The organism is Enterobacter sp. RHBSTW-00994 (assembly GCF_013782625.1).
Classification (GTDB): domain Bacteria; phylum Pseudomonadota; class Gammaproteobacteria; order Enterobacterales; family Enterobacteriaceae; genus Enterobacter.
The window spans coordinates 319,707-339,999 of the sequence record NZ_CP056199.1 but is presented as its reverse complement, the minus strand read 5'-3'; the positions used below and the strand labels follow the sequence as shown (position 1 = coordinate 339,999).

The window sequence follows — 20,293 nt, the reverse complement described above, 5'->3', positions numbered from 1 at the left end:
TACCCTATGCGTTTGAAACCGTTAGTGACCGCGCTCTGTGCTGGCGCACTGCTTGCCGCTACACCATTTGCGCAGGCAAAAGATTTAAAATCCATCGGTGTTACGGTGGGCGATTTGGCGAACCCGTTCTTTGTGCAGATCACCAAAGGGGCCGAGCTGGAAGCGAGAAAACTGGCAGGCGATAACGTCAAAGTGACGCTGGTGTCCAGCGGTTACGATTTGGGTCAGCAGGTGGCGCAGATCGATAACTTTATCGCGGCAAAAGTGGACATGATCATCCTGAACGCCGCAGATTCCAAAGGGATCGGCCCGGCGGTTAAACGCGCGAAAGAAGCGGGGATCGTCGTCGTGGCAGTGGACGTCGCCGCAGAAGGGGCTGATGCGACAATCACTTCCAATAACACCCAGGCAGGTGAAATGGCCTGCAAATACATTACCGATCGCCTGAAAGGTAAAGGCAATGTGGTGATCATCAACGGACCACCGGTATCCGCTGTACAAAACCGTGTGGAAGGCTGCCAGACTGAATTCAAACGTCACCCGGATATCAACGTTCTCTCCTACAACCAAAACGCCAAAGGGAGCCGTGAAGGGGGTCTGGAGATTATGACCGCGTTGCTGGCCGCCAATCCGAAGATCGACGGTGTGTTCGCCATTAACGATCCTACCGCGATCGGCGCAGATCTGGCGGCAAAACAGGCTCAGCGTAATGAATTCTTTATCGTCGGCGTCGATGGTAGCCCGGATGGTGAAGAAGCGTTGAAACGCGAAAATTCCCTGTTTGTGGCGACACCCGCACAAGATCCGCAGGTTATGGCGGCAAAAGCGGTCGAAATCGGCTATGACATTCTACAGGGCAAACCTGCGCCGAAAGAGCCTGTGCTGATCCCGGTGACGATGATCGATAAGCAGAATGTCGGATCGTACAAGGGGTGGACGGTTAAGTAATCGTTGTGCAGCCAGTTGTCCCCTTCCCAGCCCTCTCCCCTTAGGGGGAGGGTTAGCATGAGGGGTAAGACTTTGCACGTAACGCAAGGAGTTCCCATGAAACGCGCCGAAATCAACGAAATCCTCGGCCACACACGGCAATTTTTTTCCATGCACGATGTTCATCTTCCGCCGTTTGCCAGCTTTCCCCCAACCAAATGGCAACAGCTCGACCAAAACGCATGGCGGGAAGTGTTCGATCTCAAACTTGGCTGGGACGTGACCGCTTTTGGCGGTAACAACTTCGCGGCGCAAGGATTAACCCTTTTTACGCTGCGCAATGGATCGCCAAACGGCGTGCCCTATGAAAAGTGCTATGCCGAAAAAATCATGCACGTCCGTGACGGTCAGGTCACTCCCATGCATTTTCACTGGCGTAAGCGCGAGGACATTATCAATCGCGCGGGCGGAAACCTCATTATCGAACTGTGGAATGCCGACGCGCACGAAGAGACTGAAAATACCGATGTGACGGTAGTCGTTAATGGAGAAATTCAGACACATGCGCCTGGCAGCCAGTTGCGCCTCCAGCCAGGGGAAAGCATCTGCCTGACGCCGGGTCTGTACCACAGCTTCTGGGGAGAACGGGGCTTTGGCGATGTTCTGGTGGGGGAAGTGTCTTCTGTCAACGATGATGAGCACGACAACCACTTTCTCCAGCCGCTCTCCCGATATAACAACATCGAAGAAGACGAACCGGCGGTGCTGGTGCTGTGTAACGAGTACGCCTTGTTTCGGATATAAGGAGTGATTTATGCCACTGATTTCGCTTGCCGACGGTCTTGAGCACGCCAGGGAACATCACTACGCGCTGGGCGCATTTAACGTTCTCGACTCCCACTTCCTGCGCGCGCTGTTTGCGGCGGCTAAGCAGGAGCGCTCGCCTTTTATCATCAACATTGCGGAAGTCCATTTTAAATATGTCTCGCTGGAATCGCTTGTGGAGGCCGTTAAATTCGAAGCCGCTCGCCACGATATTCCTGTGGTACTTAACCTTGATCACGGGCTGCATTATGAGGCGATCGTGCGGGCACTGCGCTTAGGTTTTAGTTCCGTGATGTTTGATGGCTCAACGCTGAGTTATGACGAAAATATCCGCCAGACCCGTGAAGTGGTGAAGATGTGTCATGCCGTGGGGGTTTCTGTGGAGGCTGAGCTTGGCGCAGTTGGGGGCGATGAGGGCGGCGCACTTTACGGCCATGCTGATGAAGCCTTTTTTACCGACCCGCAACTGGCTCGTGAGTTTGTCGACCTGACCGGCATTGATGCCCTGGCCGTCGCTATCGGTAACGCACACGGCAAATACAAAGGTGAGCCAAAACTCGATTTTCCGCGACTGGATGCCATTCGCCAGCAAACGGGACTGCCGCTAGTGCTGCACGGTGGCTCCGGTATCAGCGATGCCGATTTCCGGCGCGCCATTGAGCTAGGTATTCACAAAATCAATTTCTACACCGGCATGTCGCAGGCTGCACTGGCGGCGGTGGACCAGTGTATGGCGAACCGTCAGCCGCTGTATGATGAATTTGCAGAACTGCTGCTCGGCATTGAAGAAGCCATTACCGATACCGTGGCAGAACAGATGCGCATCTTCGGTAGCGCAGGGCAGGTATAAATGGAACGTAAAGGGATCATCGCAGCAGGTAATATGCTGGTGGATCATGTCCACCAGATCGTGCAATGGCCGGAACGTGGCTGGCTGGCGGAAATTACCCACAGTGAACGATCAACCGGTGGTGCACCGCTTAACGTTCTGCTGACGCTGGCCAAAATGCATGTCGGGCTACCGCTACAGGCGGTGGGATTGATTGGTGAGGACAGCGATGGGGATTATATCCTGGCGATGCTAGACCAGTATCATGTCAACCGTCAGCGCGTACAGCGCACCACATTTGCCTCAACGTCGATGTCGCAGGTCATGACCGATCCCAGCGGGCAACGGACCTTTTTCCACTCACCAGGGGCCAACCGTCTGCTGGATCTGCCCGCCTTTGATCGTCTCGATAGCACCATGAAAATCTTCCACCTGGGGTATCTGCTGCTACTCGATAGCCTGGATATACCGGACGATGAATTTGGTACACGTGCCGCGCGCCTGCTGGCGCAGATGCGAGACCTGGGTTTTGAAACCTCGCTCGATCTTGTCTCCCGCAAAGGCGACCCGCGCTATCAGCCGCTGGTGCTCCCTGCCCTACGGTATCTCGATTATCTGGTGATCAACGAGCTGGAGGCCGGCGAGTTCAGTGGGCTGGAGATACGCGATAAGAACGAGGAACTGAACATTGCTCATCTCGCCGACGCCGCATCACAGCTGCTGGCGGCGGGTGTCCGACAACGCGTGGTGATCCACTGCCCGGAAGGTGCATGGGGCGAAGCGCCTGGGGAAGAAGGCCGCTGGATCCCCTCATGGATGCTGGAGCAAAAAGAGATCATCGGCAGCGTCGGCGCGGGAGATGCCTTTTGTGCGGGCTTTTTATATGGCTGCCATGAATCACTGCCGCTGACTGCCAGCATTTATCTGGCACACGCCTGCGCACGGGCAAGCCTGCTGGCTGCCAATGCCATCGACGGCGCAAAAACATTGGCAGAATTGCAGTCATTTATTAACGAGAATACCTGAGATTCAGGCAGCTTTATCACTGTGAGAAACATCGGAGGCGAAGACATAGCCCAGCCCACGGATGGTTTTAATCAACATCGGCTGGTGAGGGTTGACCTCTATTTTTCGCCGCAACCGCATGATGAGCACGTCAATGGTGCGGTCAAATACCTCCGCGCTTTCATTGTGCGTCAGTTCAAGCAACTGTTCGCGGCTGAGTACTCGCCGGGCATTTTGTGCCAGTGCCAGCAACAGGTTGTACTCGCCTTGCGTGAGGGGAATAACATTACGCTGCGGATCGCTGAGTTCACAGCGAACGGTGTCTAACGTCCAGCCATTAAACGCGACCCCGGCAACGCGCGGGGCGTTTGTTTCTGCGGCCAGTACGCCGGTGCGCCGCAGAACGGCTTTCACCCGCGCGACCACCACGCGCGGATTAAAAGGTTTGCCGATGTAATCATCAGCGCCCATTTCCAGCCCCACCACCACATCAGACTCACTCCCCAGCCCCGTCAGCATCACCACTGGCAGTTCCGGACGCTGTTTTTGCAATTGCAAAAGAACCTGCAATCCGTTGATATCCGGCAGCATCATATCCAGCAAGACCAGAGCAATGTGCGGCTCCCGCTGTGACAGTTTCAGCGCATCCTGACCGTTATGGCAGACAAATACCGTAAAGACGTGTTCATTGAGCACATCCTGCAACAGCTCACAGACTGCGGTATCGTCATCTACAACCAGGATCGCCGGCTTCATCGTATGCTTCCGTAGTGGGATTATGTTAAGTCTGATCCAATCTGCAATCGGCTCCAGCCAAATTCCTTTTTACGTGATGGAATTTTAACCCACGTCACATCCATACCCCCTTCGACACGTCAATTTTGACGATTGGCTGCTTTTCGTCAGTGTTTTGACCAAAAATCACCCGTAAAGTCAGGGGATACCCACAATAAAAACATGGCATAGAAGCTGCATAATGGGTGCGAAAGAATCGATTAACTGGAGCAAGACCGATGAAAAAAGTCGTCACGGTTTGCCCATATTGTGCCTCAGGTTGCAAGATTCACCTGGTGGTCGATAACGGCAAAATCGTCCGGGCGGAGGCGGCACAGGGGAAAACGAACCAAGGTACGCTGTGTCTGAAAGGCTACTATGGCTGGGATTTTATTAACGATACCCAAATCCTCACCCCCCGTCTGAAAACCCCTATGATCCGCCGCGAGCGCGGTGGCAAGCTGGAGTCTGTCTCCTGGAGCGAAGCGCTGGACTATGTCGCCACGCGCCTGAGTGCCATCAAAGCAAAATATGGCCCGGATGCTATTCAGACGACCGGCTCCTCACGCGGGACGGGCAATGAAACTAACTATGTAATGCAAAAATTCGCGCGCGCCGTTATTGGTACGAATAACGTCGACTGCTGCGCTCGCGTTTGACACGGCCCATCGGTTGCAGGTCTGCACCAGTCGGTCGGTAACGGCGCAATGAGTAATGCCATCAACGAGATAGACAATACCGATCTCGTGTTTATTTTCGGCTATAACCCGGCGGATTCTCACCCGATCGTCGCGAATCACGTCATTAACGCGAAACGCAACGGGGCGAAAATCATCGTCTGCGATCCGCGTAAAATCGAAACGGCACGTATCGCGGATATGCATATTGCATTGAAAAACGGTTCGAATATCGCGCTGTTGAATGCCATCGGGCACGTCATTATTGAAGAAAATCTGTACGACCAGACGTTTGTCGCCTCACGTACAGAAGGCTTTGAAGAATATCGCAAAATTGTCGAAGGCTACACGCCAGAGTCCGTCGAAGCGATAACCGGTGTGAGTGCGCAGGAGATTCGCCAGGCTGCGCGGATGTACGCGGGGGCGAAAACCGCCGCCATTCTGTGGGGTATGGGTGTCACCCAGTTCTATCAGGGTGTGGAAACGGTGCGCTCGCTCACCAGCCTCGCGATGCTGACCGGTAACCTCGGTAAACCGCATGCGGGTGTGAACCCGGTACGCGGTCAGAATAACGTTCAGGGCGCATGCGATATGGGCGCACTGCCGGATACCTATCCGGGCTATCAGTACGTCAAGTTCCCGGAAAACCGCGCAAAATTTGCGAAGGCCTGGGGCGTTGAGAGTCTGCCTGAACATACGGGCTATCGCATCAGCGAGTTGCCGCACCGTGCAGCACATGGTGAAGTGCGTGCAGCCTACATCATGGGTGAAGATCCCCTGCAAACTGACGCCGAGCTTTCTGCGGTACGCAAAGGGTTTGAGGATCTGGAACTGGTGATTGTTCAGGATATCTTTATGACGAAAACGGCGGCGGCGGCGGATGTGATTTTACCGTCAACGTCATGGGGAGAGCATGAAGGTGTCTACACCGCGGCAGACCGCGGATTCCAGCGCTTCTTTAAAGCGGTGGAACCAAAGTGGGACCTGAAAACCGACTGGCAGATTATTAGCGAAATCGCCACCCGAATGGGTTATCCGATGCACTACAACAACACCCAGGAGATCTGGGACGAGTTGCGCCATCTGTGCCCTGATTTTTATGGGGCAACCTATGAAAAAATGGGTGAGCTGGGTTACATCATGTGGCCATGTCGCGATGAGTCTGAGGCCGATCAGGGCACGTCTTATCTCTTTAAAGAGAAATTCGATACCCCGAACGGGCTGGCACAGTTCTTCACCTGCGACTGGGTCGCACCAATTGATAAGCTCACTGAAGCGTATCCAATGGTGCTCTCCACCGTGCGCGAAGTGGGCCACTACTCCTGTCGCTCGATGACCGGTAACTGCGCCGCGCTGGCTGCCCTGGCAGATGAGCCGGGTTATGCGCAGATCAACACTGCCGATGCTGCTCGTCTGGGTATTGAGGATGAAGCGCTGGTTTGGGTGAATTCGCGTAAAGGCCGAATCATCACTCGCGCGCAGGTCAGCGATCGCCCCAACAAAGGAGCGGTCTATATGACCTACCAGTGGTGGATTGGTGCGTGTAACGAGCTGGTGACGGAGAACCTTAGCCCAATAACCAAAACACCGGAGTATAAATATTGCGCTGTGCGCGTGGAGCCGATCGCCGATCAGCAAGCCGCCGAGCAATATGTGATTGATGAATATAACAAGCTAAAATCCCGGCTGCGTGAAAGTGCAATGGGGTGATGCCGTTAATTAATCAATGAATAAATGGGGTGAAATATTCACCCCATTTTTATTTATGAATAGATGATTAATAAATCAAATATATATTCTGGAAGATGGATCGCAGAAATAATGTAATTTACACAGAAAAGAATTACATCTTTGCAATTTAATTCAGAGAGATAAGATGTGCGGCGGGTGCTTAAGACTTTCTGTTTTAAGCATTGTTGAGGGAAAGAAAGTGGAAAGCCCCGGGAAATTTTATTTACCCGAGGCTCCCCCTCAACAACCAACAGGTTGGGAGTAGCCTCTTATTCTATTTTTCACAAAGAGTAAAAGGCATGACGCCATTAAAAACGGCGCCAGGCATTGGCTTTATTATTTGCCTGAAGATAGTGATATTTACCTTTATTAATCGCGGTAAGTTATACGAACTCACAATAAGGAGTGAGCATCAGGAAGTGGCGGCGAAATTGGCCTGCAATCCAGGCTAATCTCTACGGGCGGAGCGACGGTTCCGCCTGGCTTGTCGGATGCTGAGGTCTTAATGCACCTTTTTTTTCTTCTATGAGCACGATTATACTGCGCGACTGTACCCTGATGATGAGAATCCATGAAACGCATTTTTCTACTGTTGTTACTGTTTACCTCTTTTGCCCGTGCCGACGAGATTGGCAGCCAATACCGTGAACAGGCCGAAGCTGGCGACGCACGAGCACAATACTATCTGGCTGATACTTACTTCAGCTCCGGAGACGACAAACAGGCAAGTCTGTGGGCCGAGAAAGCCGCAAAAGGCGGAGATATCGATGCCATGGCGCTGTTATCACAAATCCATTTCACCCTGGGTGATTACGCACAAGCCAAAACACTGGCCCAGCAGGCGACTATCGCGGGCAGTAAACGTGGGGCAATCATGCTGGCCCGGATTCTGGTTAACACGCTGGCGGGCAAAACCGACTACCCACACGCCGTTAAGCTGCTGGAAACAGCCACTGAAGATACGGATAACGACTCCGCCGTTGACGCACAATTATTGCTTGGGTTGATTTACGCCAATGGCGTTGAGGTGACGCGCGACGATGCCAAAGCTGAATCCTGGTTCAAACGCAGTTCTTCTTTGTCCCGCACGGGCTATGCCGAATACTGGGCAGGCATGTTGTTTCAACAGGGTGAGAAAGGCTTTATTACGCCCAACAAACAGAAAGCACTGTACTGGTTAAACCTGAGCTGTAGCGAAGGGTTTGATACAGGATGCGAGGAATTTGATGCGTTGAGTGGGGAGTAAGTGACTCCCTCACCCTGACCTCTCCCTGTGGGAGAGGAAATGCTACGCAGGCCGGGTAAGCGCAAGCACCACCCGGCTTTTTTACATTACTGATCCGCCGTCTTATCAAAACGACCCAGCACTTCGCGTTCATACGCCAGCGCTTTTTTACGGTCGAATTTGTGTTCCCACTTAGCGATAACCAGCACAGCCAGTGCGTTACCCACCACGTTCAGTGCAGTACGAGCCATATCGAGAACACGGTCAACACCGGCAATAAACGCCAGACCTTCCAGCGGAATACCCACACTGCCCAGCGTTGCCAGCAACACCACAAAGGAGACGCCAGGCACACCGGCAATACCTTTTGACGTCACCATCAGCGTCAGAACCAGCACAATTTCCTGCCACAGGGACAAGTCGATACCGTACAACTGCGCAATGAAGATAGCGGCAATACTCTGGTACAGCGTAGAGCCATCCAGGTTGAAAGAGTAACCCGTCGGCACAACAAAGCTGGTAATAGAAGCTGGCGCGCCATAGGCCTCCATCTTCTCAATAATACGCGGCAGAACACTCTCGGAACTGGCCGTAGAGTAAGCCAGAATCAGCTCATCCTTCAGAATACGGATCAGGATCCAGATACTCAGCCCACAGAGTCGCGCCACCAGCCCCAGCACCACCAGGGCGAAGAACAGAATCGCAAAGTGTACCAGAATAACCAGCTTCGCCAGCGGCCACAGGGAGGCAAAGCCGAAGTTCGCAACGGTCACGGCGATCAGTGCAAAGACACCGACAGGTGCATAACGCATCACCATGTGTGTCACTTTAAACATGGTCTCAGAGATCGAGCGGAATACCGTCACCAGTGGTTCACGGTGCGTAGCAGGCAGAGACGAAAGCCCCAGACCAAACAGCACCGAGAAGAAGATAATCGGCAGCATTTCACCCTTCGCCATCGACGCCACAATATTGGTCGGTACGAGTGACAGAATGGTTCCCATCAGGCCATGAGCATGGCTTTGCACGTCTGCAGTTGTGCTTTGGTATTTCGAAATATCCACCGTCGCCAGTTGCGACATATCAATCCCGGCTCCCGGCTGGAAAACATTCGCCAGTGTAATACCGAGAATAATGGCAACCGTAGTGATCACTTCGAAATAAATGATAGTTTTCGCGCCGATACGGCCCAGTTGTTTTGCATCCCCAACACCTGCGATACCGACGATCAGCGTGGAGATCACAATAGGGACGACAATCATTTTGATCAGGTGAATAAAGATGTCACCGGCCGGAGAGAGCATATTCGCAACCAGCCACTCGCGGCTGTCGCTGTGATAATGAAGATAACTGCCCAGTAAGATACCCAGCACCATGGCGATCAAGATTTGCCAGGCCAGGCTGATTTTCAAATTTTTCATAAAAACAGACTTCCTCAATGAAGCGTCCTATTCACAAGAACTGCATGAATATGGAGACATACTGAAAGGGTATGAATTGTGTTGCGTTGGTTTATAGGGTTTTTTAACGCGGCGTATGAGTATCATTTGCACGGCATGCTACGCAAGCCTTAAAGAACGAGGCTTTCCACTGCAAAAACCCTCGCTGACACTAATTTGTAATAATTCTTATAAATAACCTTTTGTTATAAAAACGCTTTTTTCTCACGAAATGTGAATAACCTCAAAGCTGAATTATTTCCGTTCAAAGTTTCATTTGCTGTTTTTTCATACAACATAATTAATGCGTGATCTGTCGCCCAAATACTAAACAAAGCTGGCAAAGCCCCTACTATTAACGTTTTTGCGACATATTATTAACATCTTACACGGAGAAAAAAAGCCATGAGCCAAATCCACAAACACGACATTCCCGCAAACATTGCGGACCGTTGCCTGATTAATCCGGAGCAGTACCACGAAAAGTATCAGCAATCTATTTCCAGCCCTGACGCCTTCTGGGGTGAACAGGGACATATTCTGGACTGGATCAAACCCTATCAGAAGGTCAAAAATACCTCGTTTGCCCCCGGCAACATCTCTATTAAATGGTATGAAGATGGCACGCTGAACCTGGCTGCAAACTGCCTGGACCGACATCTCGCCGAACGTGGTGACGAAACCGCCATTATCTGGGAAGGCGATGATGCAACCCAGAGCAGGCATATTACCTATCGCGAGCTACATCGCGATGTCTGCCGCTTCGCCAACGTGTTGCTGGCGCAGGGCATTAAAAAAGGCGATGTGGTTGCTATCTATATGCCCATGGTCCCGGAAGCTGCGGTTGCCATGCTGGCCTGTGCTCGCATCGGCGCAGTCCATTCCGTGATTTTCGGTGGCTTCTCTCCTGAAGCTGTCGCGGGCCGTATTATCGACTCTAACTCGAAGCTGGTGATCACGGCTGACGAAGGCGTTCGCGCCGGGCGTAACATCCCACTGAAGAAAAACGTTGATGAAGCCCTGAAAAACCCGAACGTGAAAAGCATCAGTCACGTCGTGGTTCTCAAACGTACTGGTGGAAAAGTCGACTGGAAAGAGGGGCGCGACCTGTGGTGGAGCGACCTTATCGATCAGGCAAGCGACGTACATCAGCCTGAAGAGATGAACGCTGAAGATCCGCTGTTTATCCTTTATACCTCTGGCTCCACCGGAAAACCGAAAGGCGTACTGCATACCACGGGCGGTTACCTGGTGTATGCAGCATCAACCTTTAAATATGTCTTTGACTATCATCAGGGCGATGTTTACTGGTGTACCGCTGATGTGGGCTGGGTGACGGGCCACAGCTATTTGCTGTACGGTCCCCTGGCTTGCGGTGCAACCACACTGATGTTTGAGGGTGTCCCTAACTGGCCGACGCCTGCCCGTATGTGCCAGGTCGTGGACAAGCATAAGGTCAACATTCTCTACACTGCGCCGACGGCTATCCGCGCCCTGATGGCTGAAGGTGATAAAGCCATTGAAGGGACTGAGCGCGCTTCCCTGCGTATCCTCGGTTCCGTTGGCGAGCCAATCAACCCGGAAGCCTGGGAGTGGTACTGGAAGAAAATCGGCAACGAAAAATGCCCGGTAATGGACACCTGGTGGCAGACCGAAACCGGTGGCTTCATGATCACTCCGCTGCCTGGTGCGACCCAACTGAAAGCCGGTTCCGCTACCCGTCCTTTCTTTGGCGTGCAGCCTGCATTAGTTGATAACGAAGGCAACCCGCTGGAAGGTGCGACCGAAGGCAACCTGGTGATCACGGACTCCTGGCCTGGACAGGCACGTACACTGTTCGGCGATCACGACCGTTTTGAACAGACCTATTTCTCAACCTTTAAAAATATGTACTTCAGTGGTGACGGTGCACGCCGTGATGAAGATGGTTACTACTGGATCACCGGACGTGTCGATGACGTACTGAACGTATCAGGCCACCGTTTGGGGACCGCCGAGATTGAATCGGCACTGGTATCTCATCCGAAAATTGCTGAAGCCGCCGTGGTAGGTATTCCACATAACATTAAAGGTCAGGCGATTTACGCCTATGTCACGCTCAACCACGGCGAAGAACCGTCGCCTGAGCTGTATGCTGATGTGCGCAACTGGGTGCGTAAAGAGATTGGCCCGCTTGCAACACCGGATGTCCTGCACTGGACAGACTCGCTGCCGAAGACCCGCTCCGGCAAAATTATGCGCCGTATCTTGCGCAAAATCGCCGCAGGTGACACCAGTAACCTCGGTGATACTTCAACACTCGCCGATCCTGGCGTGGTGGAAAAACTGCTCGAAGAGAAGCAGGCCATCGCGATGCCATCATAGCGCTGTTCTCCCCCTCTCCTGACGGGAGAGGGCCGGGGTGAGGGCATCAGACCGCACCTTTCCCCCTCACCCTAACCCTCTCCCTCCGGGGAGAGGGAATAACGATAAACATCTACCCTACAAAACCTCTGGAGACTCTGTGATGAATGACATCAACATTTATCAACGGATTGAAGATAGTGCGCATTTCAGGGAGCTCGTCGAAAAACGGCAACGGTTTGCCTTCATGCTTTCCATCATCATGCTGGTTATTTATGTCAGCTTTATTCTGCTGATCGCCTTTGCGCCTCACTGGCTCGGCACACCGCTCCACGCGGGAACCAGCGTAACGCGCGGCATTCCGATCGGTATTGGTGTGATTGTGATTTCGTTTGTGTTGACCGGCATCTATGTCTGGCGGGCTAACGGAGAATTTGATCGTCTTAACAAAGCAGTACTGCGCGAGGTACAAGCATCATGAAGAGAGTCCTGACGGCGCTTGCCGCCACACTTCCTTTTGCGGCTCATGCAGCCGATGCCATTACCGGCGAAGTACAGCGCCAGCCAACTAACTGGCAGGCCATTATCATGTTCCTGATTTTCGTCCTGCTGACGCTGTATATTACTTACTGGGCCTCAAAGCGCGTACGCTCCCGGAGTGATTATTACACCGCAGGCGGTAACATTACCGGTTTCCAGAACGGCCTTGCCATTGCGGGCGACTTTATGTCGGCAGCATCGTTTCTGGGGATCTCTGCGCTGGTCTATACCTCCGGTTACGACGGACTGATTTACTCCCTCGGCTTCCTGGTGGGTTGGCCGATCATTCTGTTCCTGATTGCAGAACGTCTGCGCAATCTGGGACGCTACACCTTTGCTGACGTGGCATCCTATCGCCTCAAGCAAGGCCCCATCCGTATGCTTTCTGCCTGCGGCTCGCTGGTGGTTGTCGCCCTGTATCTGATTGCCCAGATGGTTGGCGCAGGCAAACTTATCGAACTGCTGTTTGGCCTGAACTATCACGTGGCGGTGGTGCTGGTTGGCGTTCTGATGGTGATGTACGTCCTGTTCGGCGGCATGCTCGCCACAACATGGGTACAGATCATCAAAGCCGTCCTGCTGCTGTTTGGCGCAAGTTTCATGGCCTTTATGGTGATGAAACACGTCGGCTTTAGCTTCAATAACCTGTTTACCGAAGCAATGGCGGTTCACCCGAAAGGTGAAGCCATCATGAGCCCAGGCGGGCTGGTAAAAGACCCGATATCCGCGCTTTCGCTCGGTCTGGGCCTGATGTTTGGTACGGCAGGTTTACCGCATATTCTGATGCGATTCTTCACCGTGAGCGATGCGCGTGAAGCACGTAAGAGCGTGTTCTACGCCACCGGATTTATGGGTTACTTCTACATCCTGACCTTTATCATCGGCTTTGGCGCCATCATGCTGGTCGGGGCAAACCCGGCATTTAAAGATGCGGCGGGTCAGTTGATTGGCGGCAATAACATGGCGGCGGTGCATCTGGCTGATGCGGTCGGCGGCAACTTGTTCCTCGGCTTTATCTCGGCAGTCGCCTTTGCCACCATTTTGGCCGTGGTCGCCGGGCTAACGCTGGCAGGCGCCTCTGCGGTATCACATGATCTGTATGCCAACGTTTTCCGTAAAGGGGCGACCGAACGTCAGGAGCTAAAAGTCTCCAAAATTACCGTGTTGGTGCTGGGTGTGGTGGCGATCCTGCTGGGCATCCTGTTCGAGAAACAGAACATCGCCTTTATGGTGGGGCTGGCGTTCTCGATTGCTGCAAGTTGCAACTTCCCGATCATTCTGCTCTCCATGTACTGGTCAAAACTGACCACCCGTGGCGCGATGATTGGCGGCTGGCTGGGCCTGCTGACAGCCGTGGTGTTGATGATTCTTGGCCCAACGATTTGGGTACAGATCCTCGGGCACGAAAAGGCCATCTTCCCGTATGAATACCCGGCGTTGTTCTCCATTGCCGTGGCATTTATTGGCATCTGGTTCTTCTCTGCCACCGACAACTCTCCGGAAGGTAATCTGGAACGCGAGAAATTCCGCGCCCAGTTTATCCGGTCTCAAACGGGTCTGGGTGTCGAGCAAGGCCGCGCGCATTAATCTGCTCTTCTCCCCGGCCATTCAGGCCGGGGAGCTAAAACATCGCCCACGCCACCAGCGGTGCAATCAGTACCATCATCACCCCTGAAAGCATCATCACCAGACTGGCTACCACCCCTTCCTGCTGGCCAAGTTCGTAAGAACGCGCCGTTCCTGCGCCGTGCGATGCTGCGCCAAATCCTGCCCCTTTTGCCATGCCTTCCCGAATAGAAAGGCGCAGGAAAAGCATATCCCCGACCGCCATTCCGAATACCCCAGTGACGACCACAAACAGCGCCACCAGATCCGGTTGTCCTCCCAGCGGTTTTGCCGCCGCGAGCGCAAAGGGTGTGGTCACTGAACGCACAGCCAGGCTGCGCTGAATTTCATCAGATAAGGTAAACAGCCGCGCCAGCCAGACGGAGCTGGTCACCGCGACAACCGTCGCCGTCACCACACCAGCGGTCAGAGACATCCAGTGACGTTTGATAATGGCGAGGTTGTCGTACACCGGTACGGCAAAGGCGATGGTCGCCGGGCCCAGCAGCCACAGCAGCCAGTGCGACTCCCCAATGTAGTTCTGCCAGGAGATATGCCCGAACACCAGCATCAGTACCAGCAGGATCGGTGTGAATACCAGCGGCATCAGCGGCAATGTGTGAAAACGGCGATACAGACGCTTATTCGCAAAATAGACCACCAGCGTAGCAATAAGGCACAACATGCTGATCTGGAAATTAGTCATGCTTCTGCCTGCTGATTTCAAAACGATAGACCTTATCCACCACCCATGCGGTTGCGCCCAGCACCATTAACGTGCTCAGCGCAATGACGGCGAAAATACGCCAGCCATCGACCATCAACAATTGCGCATAATTGACCACTGCGACCACTGCCGGAACAAAAAACAGCAGCATTTCTGCCAGTAACCAGCGCGCCCCTGCACGCACCCAGTTCAGCGGGATAACGCGAAACAGGATCAACGTCAGCATCAAGACCATCCCCACCAGGTTGGCAGGCAATGGCAAATGCAGCCAGGTGACGAGATATTCGGCAAAAACAAAAAGACCGGCATAAAGCAGGACCTGAACCGGAACCTGGAGTCGTTGCACAACGGCAGGCGTAACACGACTTAACGCCACAGCCATGGGTGATTTCCTCAAAAATGAGACGAAGCGCCAGTATAGTGAGCGCACGCAATGGACTGAAATGAATTAAAATCATCAAAGGTATAGTTTCGAGGAATAATCATGGACATAAGAACGCTGCGCTATTTTGTCGAAGTGGTTCGTCAGCAAAGTTTTACCCGCGCAGCGGAAAAGTTATTTGTCACTCAACCCACGATCAGCAAGATGCTGAAAAACCTCGAAGATGAACTGAATTGCACCCTGCTGATCCGCGACGGTCGCAAGCTGCTACTCACCGACACCGGGCGTGTCGTGTTCGAGCGCGGGCTGGCAATCCTGGCGGAATTCCGCCAACTGGAAGCGGAACTGGGCGATATTAACCATCTGAATAAAGGCTTGTTGCGCCTCGGCATCCCGCCGATGGTCGGCATGATGATGGCAGGCCCCATTAGCCTGTTTCGTCAGCGTTATCCCGGCGTTGAGTTAAAAGTTTCCGAATTTGGTGGCTTAACTGTCCAGCAGGCAGTCATGAACGGCGAACTGGATGTGGCAATGACGGCCCTGCCCGTCGAGGAAGAAAGCGGTCTGGCGACATTACCGCTGTTCAGCCATCCGCTGTGCGTACTTGTACCGCGTTCTGGTGACTGGCTACATATCGATTCGGTACAACCTGAACGCCTCGGCGAACACCCCTTGCTCATCTACAACGAAGATTTCGCCCTCAGCCGCCAGTTGATGGCGCTCTTCCAGCAGCACAACGTGAAGCCGCGCATTGCGGTACGTAGCGGGCAATGGGACTTTCTGGCGGCGATGGTACAGGCCGGGGTTGGGATTGCGATTTTGCCACAGCCTATCTGCGAACGTCTGGATAAGAACACGCTGCGCTGGATCCCGCTGGAGAGCGATCTGCACTGGCAGTTAGGCATGATTTGGCGTGAGGGGGTTTATTTGTCGCACAGCGCTCAGGCATGGCTGGATTGTTGCGAGGGGTTTTGGGTTGATAATACCCCCTCCTAGCCCTCTCCCTGTGGGAAAGGACAGGGAGAGGGCATCAGCCCGTACAGATCACTGATTCTCGATCAGCAATGCTTCCAGCAAATCCAGGTCGTGCAACAGCTTTTGCAGCGTTTCATTGCTGATCTTGCGCGTCGCTCGCAGGTGATACAGCTCGGCACGTTCAGAGCGTAAAGCCGCCAGACGGAACCGGCGTTCAAGGTTCTCTTCCTGCACAGAGCTTTCCACGTCGTTACGCCCATCAGCGCGACGACGGAGGTTGCCAATAACGCGGGAACTGACCTCTTTCAGCAACTGGTTGTCGATGTTCTCTTCCGCGTCGGCCGCCAGACGTTCTTCCATCTTTTCGATCGCCACAATCGCCACTTCAGCCGTAGCAGCACGGGCAATGCGCTCCTCTTTGTGCTGTTGGGTATGGTCAGCGACTTCCAGATGCTGTAGCAAAATAGGCAGCATAACCACGCCGATAAACAGCGAGAACAGAATCACACCTGCCGCCAGGAATACCAGCTCATAACGCGCCGGGAAGACGTCGCCGCTCGGCAGCAGCAGTGGGATGGAGAGTACACCCGCCAGGGTAATCGCCCCACGAACACCCGCAAACGACGCAATCAACAGTTCACGCGTCGACCACGAGCCAAACTCCATCGGTTTTTTCTTCAGGAAACGACGACTGAAGTTTTTCATCGTCCACAGCCAGCCAAAACGCACCAGCATCAACGCGAGATAGATCAGTACAATGTCGGTGAACAGCATCCAGGTTTCGACATTCGGGTCGGCTTCAGCCGCCACCAGAGAAGACTCCAGAATGCCCGGCAACTGCAGACCCAATAGCAGGAACACCATGCCGTTAAACACAAACTCAAGCATCGCCCAGGTGCTGTTGGCACGCAGACGCATTGCCAGGGGCGCGGTGCGCATCACGCCGGAGCGGGTAATGGTCATCCCCGCCGCTACCGCCGCCAGAATGCCCGATACACCAATATGTTCGGCAATCAGGTACGAAGCGAATGGCAACAGGAACAGCAGCACAATCTGCGTGGCGGGTTCATCGCCACCCCAGCGGCTCAGGAAGCGTAGCGAACGGCCATACAGCCAGCTCACCACAAACCCGGCCAGGATGCCGCCGATTGCCACTTTAAAGAATTCGATAGTGGCGCCGCCCACGGTGAAGATCATCGTGCCCATGGCGACCGCGACCGCAAATTTAAGCGCAACCAGGCCGGAGGCGTCGTTCATCAACGCTTCGCCCTGCAATATTCCCATGATTTTCTTTGGAATACGCCCTTCCCCGACGATGCCGGAAAGCGCCACAGCATCGGTCGGCGATAATACGGCCGCCAGCGCAAAGGCCGGAATCAGCGGAATACCCGGCACGACCCAGTAAATCAGGAAACCAATCCCCACGACCGTAACCACCACCAGCGCCAGCGCAAGACCGAAAATCTCGCGCCCATGTTCCAGGAATTCACGCGTGGGGGTTTTCCAGCCATCGGCAAACAACAGTGGAGGGATAAACAGAACCAGAAACAGCTCCGGGTCGAACTCGACGTGCAAGCCAAACGTAGGCCATGCCAGCAAAGCGCCAATGGCAATTTGCATCAACGGAAGCGGTAACTGGAAGGGGAGTACGCGGGTAACAACCCCGGATAGTGAGACCACAAGGGTCATGATGAGTATTGTGAAGAAAATTTCCATGCGTTCCCTGTTTGCGATATTTCTTATAAGTAAAACGTAAGGCGTCGTGCCTCTATTCTATCCTCTCCAGAGTAACGCAAAAGGCAACGGGATGAGTCCTGAAAATAAAAACGGGCGGCCAAAGCCACCCGTTTTAGCCGTAAAGGACAAATCAGATTGCCCAGCCACCCGCATAGAATGCGACCAGTGCGACTGCGATAACCACCGTACCGATGTTCAGCTTACGCCATTCACCGGAAACCAGACGGCCAATCACCAGCGACGCGAAACCGATCATGATGCCGGTAACGATGTTACAGGTCAGCACAATGAAGACGGCGGTGATCAGACCGGACATCGCATCCACGAAATCCGCAAAGTCGATTTTTGCAACGTTGCTCAACATCAGCAGGCCGACATACATCAGCGCAGGTGCTGTTGCGTACGCCGGAACCAGATAAGAGAGCGGGGAGAGGAACAGGATCAGCAGGAACAGTACGCCTACGGTGATCGCCGTCAGACCCGTTTTACCGCCTGCCGCCGTACCCGCTGCTGATTCGATATACACTGCAGCAGGCGCAGCTCCCACCAGACCTGAGAACACGCTGCTCAGGGAGTCGGTGGTCAGCGCTTTGCCGCCATCGATAATCTGGCCGTCTTTATCGAGCAGATTGGCTTGACCGGCAACGGCACGGATCGTCCCGGTCGCATCAAATACCGCAGTCATAACCAGCGCCAGCACGCTTGGCAGAACCACCGGGTTCAGCGCACCCACAATATCCAGGCTACCAATCAGGGAGTTACCTTTGTCATCGCTCAGCGATGGCATGGCGAAGATACCGGAGAAGTGAACCGTTGGATCGAAAATCAGACCGACAATGGACACACCGATGATGGTCAGCAGAATGCCACCAGGGACTTTCAGTTTTTCCAGACCGATAATCACCGCCAGACCGATCAGCGACATGATCACCGGGAAGCTGGCGAAGTGGCCCAACGCTACCGGCAGGCCGTCCAGCGGGTTCTTAATAACCAGACCAACACCGTTAGCCGCGATCAACAGCAGGAACAGACCGATACCAATTCCCGTCCCGTGCGCCACGCCCTGCGGCAAGTTGCGCAAAATCCAGCTACGGATGCCGGTTGCAGAAATAATGGTAAACAGCACACCCATCAGGAACACAGCACCCAGCGCAACCGGAACGCTGATGTGTTGACCCAACACCAGACTGAATGCGGTGAATGCGGTCAGAGAGATAGCACAGCCAATTGCCAGCGGCAGATTTGCCCACAGGCCCATCACGATGGAACCCACACCGGCAACGAGGCAGGTCGCCACAAAGACCGCCGCAGGAGGGAAACCAGCTTTACCTAACATTCCCGGCACAACGATGACGGAATAAACCATCGCCAGAAACGTTGTCAGACCAGCAACAACTTCCTGACGTACGGTGCTGCCGCGGGCAGAAATTTTAAACATGGCGTCGAGAGAACCGCCGGTACGCGCAGATGGCGTAGACATAGAAAACATCCCCTGAGAGTTTTTATCATTCGTCAATAAGCGTGGTGGACACTCCACTGCCAGCGAAACGTCAAATCCTTGTGCTGCGTTTGTAACGAAAAGGGGCGTCACAAAAAAAGCAAACGTTTAGCTCCGCGCTTAAAAAACGGGTGGTCAAATTAAGGCAAACGATTATCTAGCCTAATCACAGCCCTTTTCAACTTAACTTTATCGTTTTTCGCTAAAATTCCCTTATGACGCTGAAGAAATAATCAGAGGATGCGCAAACGTTATCGTCTATGCGCAATTTGATAACATTTATCCCTAACCTGGAATATCAAACGGGCCGCCTTGCGCAACTGCACGCTGCCAGCCAGGCAACATCTCAACCCTTTTCTTCCAGGCATGAATATGGGGCAAGTGATCAATCCCCCCACGCGACAGCAGCGCAAAAACCGGGAAACTCATCTGAATATCCGCCATGCTGAGGTGATCGCCGGCGAACCAGAGATTATCTGTAAGATGAGATTCAATATAGCGGGCATGCGTTTCTAGCTGAGGATTCAGCCAGGCTTTTTGCACGCCTTGCCCCAGCACTTTCCCCAGCGCACGCAGACCAAAAGGAATGGGCGGTCTGCCCAGGCTCGCAAAAACCAGCTTCATCAGGAGCAGTGGCATAAGCGAACCTTCTGCGTAATGCAGCCAGAAACGGTATTGCACTCTGTTGACAGCATCCTGTGGTTTGAGCCTTGACTCCCGATCGTAGGTCTCCTGGAGATACTCAAGAATAGCGCCCGACTCCGCAAGGATAAGTCCATTGTCTTCCACGACCGGAGACTTACCCAGAGGATGAACTTTCCGGAGCGAGGCAGGAGCAAGCATGTTCTTTTCTCGCTGATAGTGAACGATCTCATAAGGCAGGGAGAGTTCTTCCAGCGCCCAAATCACTCGCTGGGAACGGGACTGATTGAGGTGATGTACCGTTAGCATCGTGTTCTCCTGTTTTCATACTTATTAACTATAGAAAATCGAACAACATCACGAAAAAAATTTGGCTAAAAAACAGTCATCACAACTGGCAAAAAAAAAGGTT

18 protein-coding genes are annotated in these 20,293 nt (G+C 53.4%); 11 read left to right on the top strand and 7 right to left on the bottom strand.

From position 1 onward, the window contains the following. Positions 1 to 6: 6 nt before the first annotated feature. The 4 genes from HV346_RS01590 to HV346_RS01575 all read left to right on the top strand — a co-directional run bounded on the left by HV346_RS01590 (position 7) and on the right by HV346_RS01575 (position 3,607). Positions 7 to 948 carry an ABC transporter substrate-binding protein gene (locus HV346_RS01590; RefSeq protein ID WP_181621888.1) on the top strand — a complete coding sequence of 314 codons (942 nt, stop codon included), beginning with the start codon at positions 7 to 9 and terminating at the stop codon, positions 946 to 948. A 96-nt stretch (positions 949 to 1,044) separates the two neighbouring features. Further along, on the top strand, positions 1,045 to 1,731 hold the full coding sequence (locus HV346_RS01585) for a D-lyxose/D-mannose family sugar isomerase (RefSeq protein ID WP_181621887.1): 687 nt from the start codon (positions 1,045 to 1,047) through the stop codon (positions 1,729 to 1,731). Positions 1,732 to 1,741: 10 nt separating this feature from the next. Next, positions 1,742 to 2,602, top strand: a complete 861-nt coding sequence (locus HV346_RS01580; protein ID WP_181621886.1) for a ketose 1,6-bisphosphate aldolase — start codon at positions 1,742 to 1,744, stop codon at positions 2,600 to 2,602. Continuing rightward, positions 2,603 to 3,607, top strand: coding sequence for a carbohydrate kinase family protein (locus tag HV346_RS01575; protein WP_181621885.1), 1,005 nt, complete (start codon positions 2,603 to 2,605; stop codon positions 3,605 to 3,607). Positions 3,608 to 3,610: 3 nt separating this feature from the next. On the opposite strand, the gene HV346_RS01570 is transcribed toward HV346_RS01575, so the two are convergent. Then, positions 3,611 to 4,342 carry a response regulator transcription factor gene (locus HV346_RS01570; RefSeq protein WP_181621884.1) on the bottom strand — a complete coding sequence of 244 codons (732 nt, stop codon included), beginning with the start codon at positions 4,340 to 4,342 and terminating at the stop codon, positions 3,611 to 3,613. A gap of 257 nt (positions 4,343 to 4,599) precedes the next feature. On the opposite strand from HV346_RS01570, the gene fdhF reads away from it, so the two are divergent. The 3 genes from fdhF (at position 4,600) to HV346_RS01555 (ending at position 8,014) form a co-directional block, all read left to right on the top strand. Beyond that, positions 4,600 to 6,747 (top strand): formate dehydrogenase subunit alpha, encoded by a 2,148-nt coding sequence (gene fdhF / locus HV346_RS01565; RefSeq protein WP_181621883.1) that lies wholly within the window; start codon positions 4,600 to 4,602, stop codon positions 6,745 to 6,747. Between the two features lie 320 nt (positions 6,748 to 7,067). After that, positions 7,068 to 7,220 carry a Hok/Gef family protein gene (locus HV346_RS01560; RefSeq protein ID WP_181621882.1) on the top strand — a complete coding sequence of 51 codons (153 nt, stop codon included), beginning with the start codon at positions 7,068 to 7,070 and terminating at the stop codon, positions 7,218 to 7,220. Positions 7,221 to 7,339: 119 nt separating this feature from the next. Continuing rightward, complete coding sequence (locus HV346_RS01555; protein WP_181621881.1) at positions 7,340 to 8,014, top strand: tetratricopeptide repeat protein; 675 nt, start codon at positions 7,340 to 7,342, stop codon at positions 8,012 to 8,014. Between the two features lie 86 nt (positions 8,015 to 8,100). Here HV346_RS01555 and gltP read toward each other — a convergent pair whose 3' ends face one another. Then, complete coding sequence (gene gltP / locus HV346_RS01550; RefSeq protein WP_181621880.1) at positions 8,101 to 9,414, bottom strand: glutamate/aspartate:proton symporter GltP; 1,314 nt, start codon at positions 9,412 to 9,414, stop codon at positions 8,101 to 8,103. 423 nt (positions 9,415 to 9,837) lie between these two features. Between gltP and acs the strand changes: the two genes are divergently transcribed. From acs to actP, 3 genes are all read left to right on the top strand, one after another. Continuing rightward, a complete protein-coding gene (gene acs, locus HV346_RS01545; protein WP_181621879.1) occupies positions 9,838 to 11,796 on the top strand; it encodes an acetate--CoA ligase in 1,959 nt (652 codons plus the stop codon). Between the two features lie 142 nt (positions 11,797 to 11,938). Continuing rightward, entirely contained in the window at positions 11,939 to 12,256 is a 318-nt protein-coding gene (locus HV346_RS01540; protein ID WP_181621878.1) for a DUF485 domain-containing protein, read from the top strand. Continuing rightward, positions 12,253 to 13,902, top strand: a complete 1,650-nt coding sequence (gene actP, locus HV346_RS01535) for a cation/acetate symporter ActP (RefSeq protein WP_181621877.1) — start codon at positions 12,253 to 12,255, stop codon at positions 13,900 to 13,902. Before HV346_RS01540 ends, actP begins: the two co-directional genes overlap by 4 nt. 34 nt (positions 13,903 to 13,936) lie before the next feature. Here actP and HV346_RS01530 read toward each other — a convergent pair whose 3' ends face one another. Next, positions 13,937 to 14,626, bottom strand: a complete 690-nt coding sequence (locus tag HV346_RS01530; protein ID WP_181621876.1) for an LrgB family protein — start codon at positions 14,624 to 14,626, stop codon at positions 13,937 to 13,939. Further along, a complete protein-coding gene (locus tag HV346_RS01525; RefSeq protein ID WP_181621875.1) occupies positions 14,619 to 15,029 on the bottom strand; it encodes a CidA/LrgA family protein in 411 nt (136 codons plus the stop codon). Before HV346_RS01525 ends, HV346_RS01530 begins: the two co-directional genes overlap by 8 nt. A 102-nt stretch (positions 15,030 to 15,131) precedes the next feature. On the opposite strand from HV346_RS01525, the gene HV346_RS01520 reads away from it, so the two are divergent. Then, entirely contained in the window at positions 15,132 to 16,025 is an 894-nt protein-coding gene (locus HV346_RS01520; protein ID WP_181621874.1) for a LysR family transcriptional regulator, read from the top strand. Positions 16,026 to 16,073: 48 nt separating this feature from the next. Here HV346_RS01520 and HV346_RS01515 read toward each other — a convergent pair whose 3' ends face one another. From HV346_RS01515 to HV346_RS01505, 3 genes are all read right to left on the bottom strand, one after another. Continuing rightward, positions 16,074 to 17,720 (bottom strand): Na+/H+ antiporter, encoded by a 1,647-nt coding sequence (locus tag HV346_RS01515; RefSeq protein ID WP_181621873.1) that lies wholly within the window; start codon positions 17,718 to 17,720, stop codon positions 16,074 to 16,076. Positions 17,721 to 17,871: 151 nt separating this feature from the next. Then, positions 17,872 to 19,221, bottom strand: coding sequence for a guanine/hypoxanthine transporter GhxP (ghxP, locus tag HV346_RS01510; RefSeq protein WP_181621872.1), 1,350 nt, complete (start codon positions 19,219 to 19,221; stop codon positions 17,872 to 17,874). Between the two features lie 303 nt (positions 19,222 to 19,524). Beyond that, positions 19,525 to 20,190, bottom strand: coding sequence for a glutathione S-transferase (locus HV346_RS01505; RefSeq protein ID WP_181621871.1), 666 nt, complete (start codon positions 20,188 to 20,190; stop codon positions 19,525 to 19,527). Between the last annotated feature and the right edge of the window lie 103 nt (positions 20,191 to 20,293).

Bases quoted from the DNA above. Each gene is read 5' to 3' on its own strand.
- HV346_RS01585 (WP_181621887.1), top strand. From the start codon at position 1,045: ATGAAACGCGCCGAAATCAACGAAATCCTCGGCCACACACGGCAATTT.
- HV346_RS01570 (WP_181621884.1), bottom strand. From the start codon at position 4,342: ATGAAGCCGGCGATCCTGGTTGTAGATGACGATACCGCAGTCTGTGAG.
- HV346_RS01560 (WP_181621882.1), top strand. From the start codon at position 7,068: ATGACGCCATTAAAAACGGCGCCAGGCATTGGCTTTATTATTTGCCTG.
- HV346_RS01540 (WP_181621878.1), top strand. From the start codon at position 11,939: ATGAATGACATCAACATTTATCAACGGATTGAAGATAGTGCGCATTTC.
- acs (WP_181621879.1), top strand. From the start codon at position 9,838: ATGAGCCAAATCCACAAACACGACATTCCCGCAAACATTGCGGACCGT.
- ghxP (WP_181621872.1), bottom strand. From the start codon at position 19,221: ATGTCTACGCCATCTGCGCGTACCGGCGGTTCTCTCGACGCCATGTTT.
- HV346_RS01515 (WP_181621873.1), bottom strand. From the start codon at position 17,720: ATGGAAATTTTCTTCACAATACTCATCATGACCCTTGTGGTCTCACTA.
- HV346_RS01525 (WP_181621875.1), bottom strand. From the start codon at position 15,029: ATGGCTGTGGCGTTAAGTCGTGTTACGCCTGCCGTTGTGCAACGACTC.
- HV346_RS01505 (WP_181621871.1), bottom strand. From the start codon at position 20,190: ATGCTAACGGTACATCACCTCAATCAGTCCCGTTCCCAGCGAGTGATT.
- HV346_RS01590 (WP_181621888.1), top strand. From the start codon at position 7: ATGCGTTTGAAACCGTTAGTGACCGCGCTCTGTGCTGGCGCACTGCTT.
- gltP (WP_181621880.1), bottom strand. From the start codon at position 9,414: ATGAAAAATTTGAAAATCAGCCTGGCCTGGCAAATCTTGATCGCCATG.
- HV346_RS01575 (WP_181621885.1), top strand. From the start codon at position 2,603: ATGGAACGTAAAGGGATCATCGCAGCAGGTAATATGCTGGTGGATCAT.
- HV346_RS01520 (WP_181621874.1), top strand. From the start codon at position 15,132: ATGGACATAAGAACGCTGCGCTATTTTGTCGAAGTGGTTCGTCAGCAA.
- HV346_RS01530 (WP_181621876.1), bottom strand. From the start codon at position 14,626: ATGACTAATTTCCAGATCAGCATGTTGTGCCTTATTGCTACGCTGGTG.
- HV346_RS01555 (WP_181621881.1), top strand. From the start codon at position 7,340: ATGAAACGCATTTTTCTACTGTTGTTACTGTTTACCTCTTTTGCCCGT.
- actP (WP_181621877.1), top strand. From the start codon at position 12,253: ATGAAGAGAGTCCTGACGGCGCTTGCCGCCACACTTCCTTTTGCGGCT.
- HV346_RS01580 (WP_181621886.1), top strand. From the start codon at position 1,742: ATGCCACTGATTTCGCTTGCCGACGGTCTTGAGCACGCCAGGGAACAT.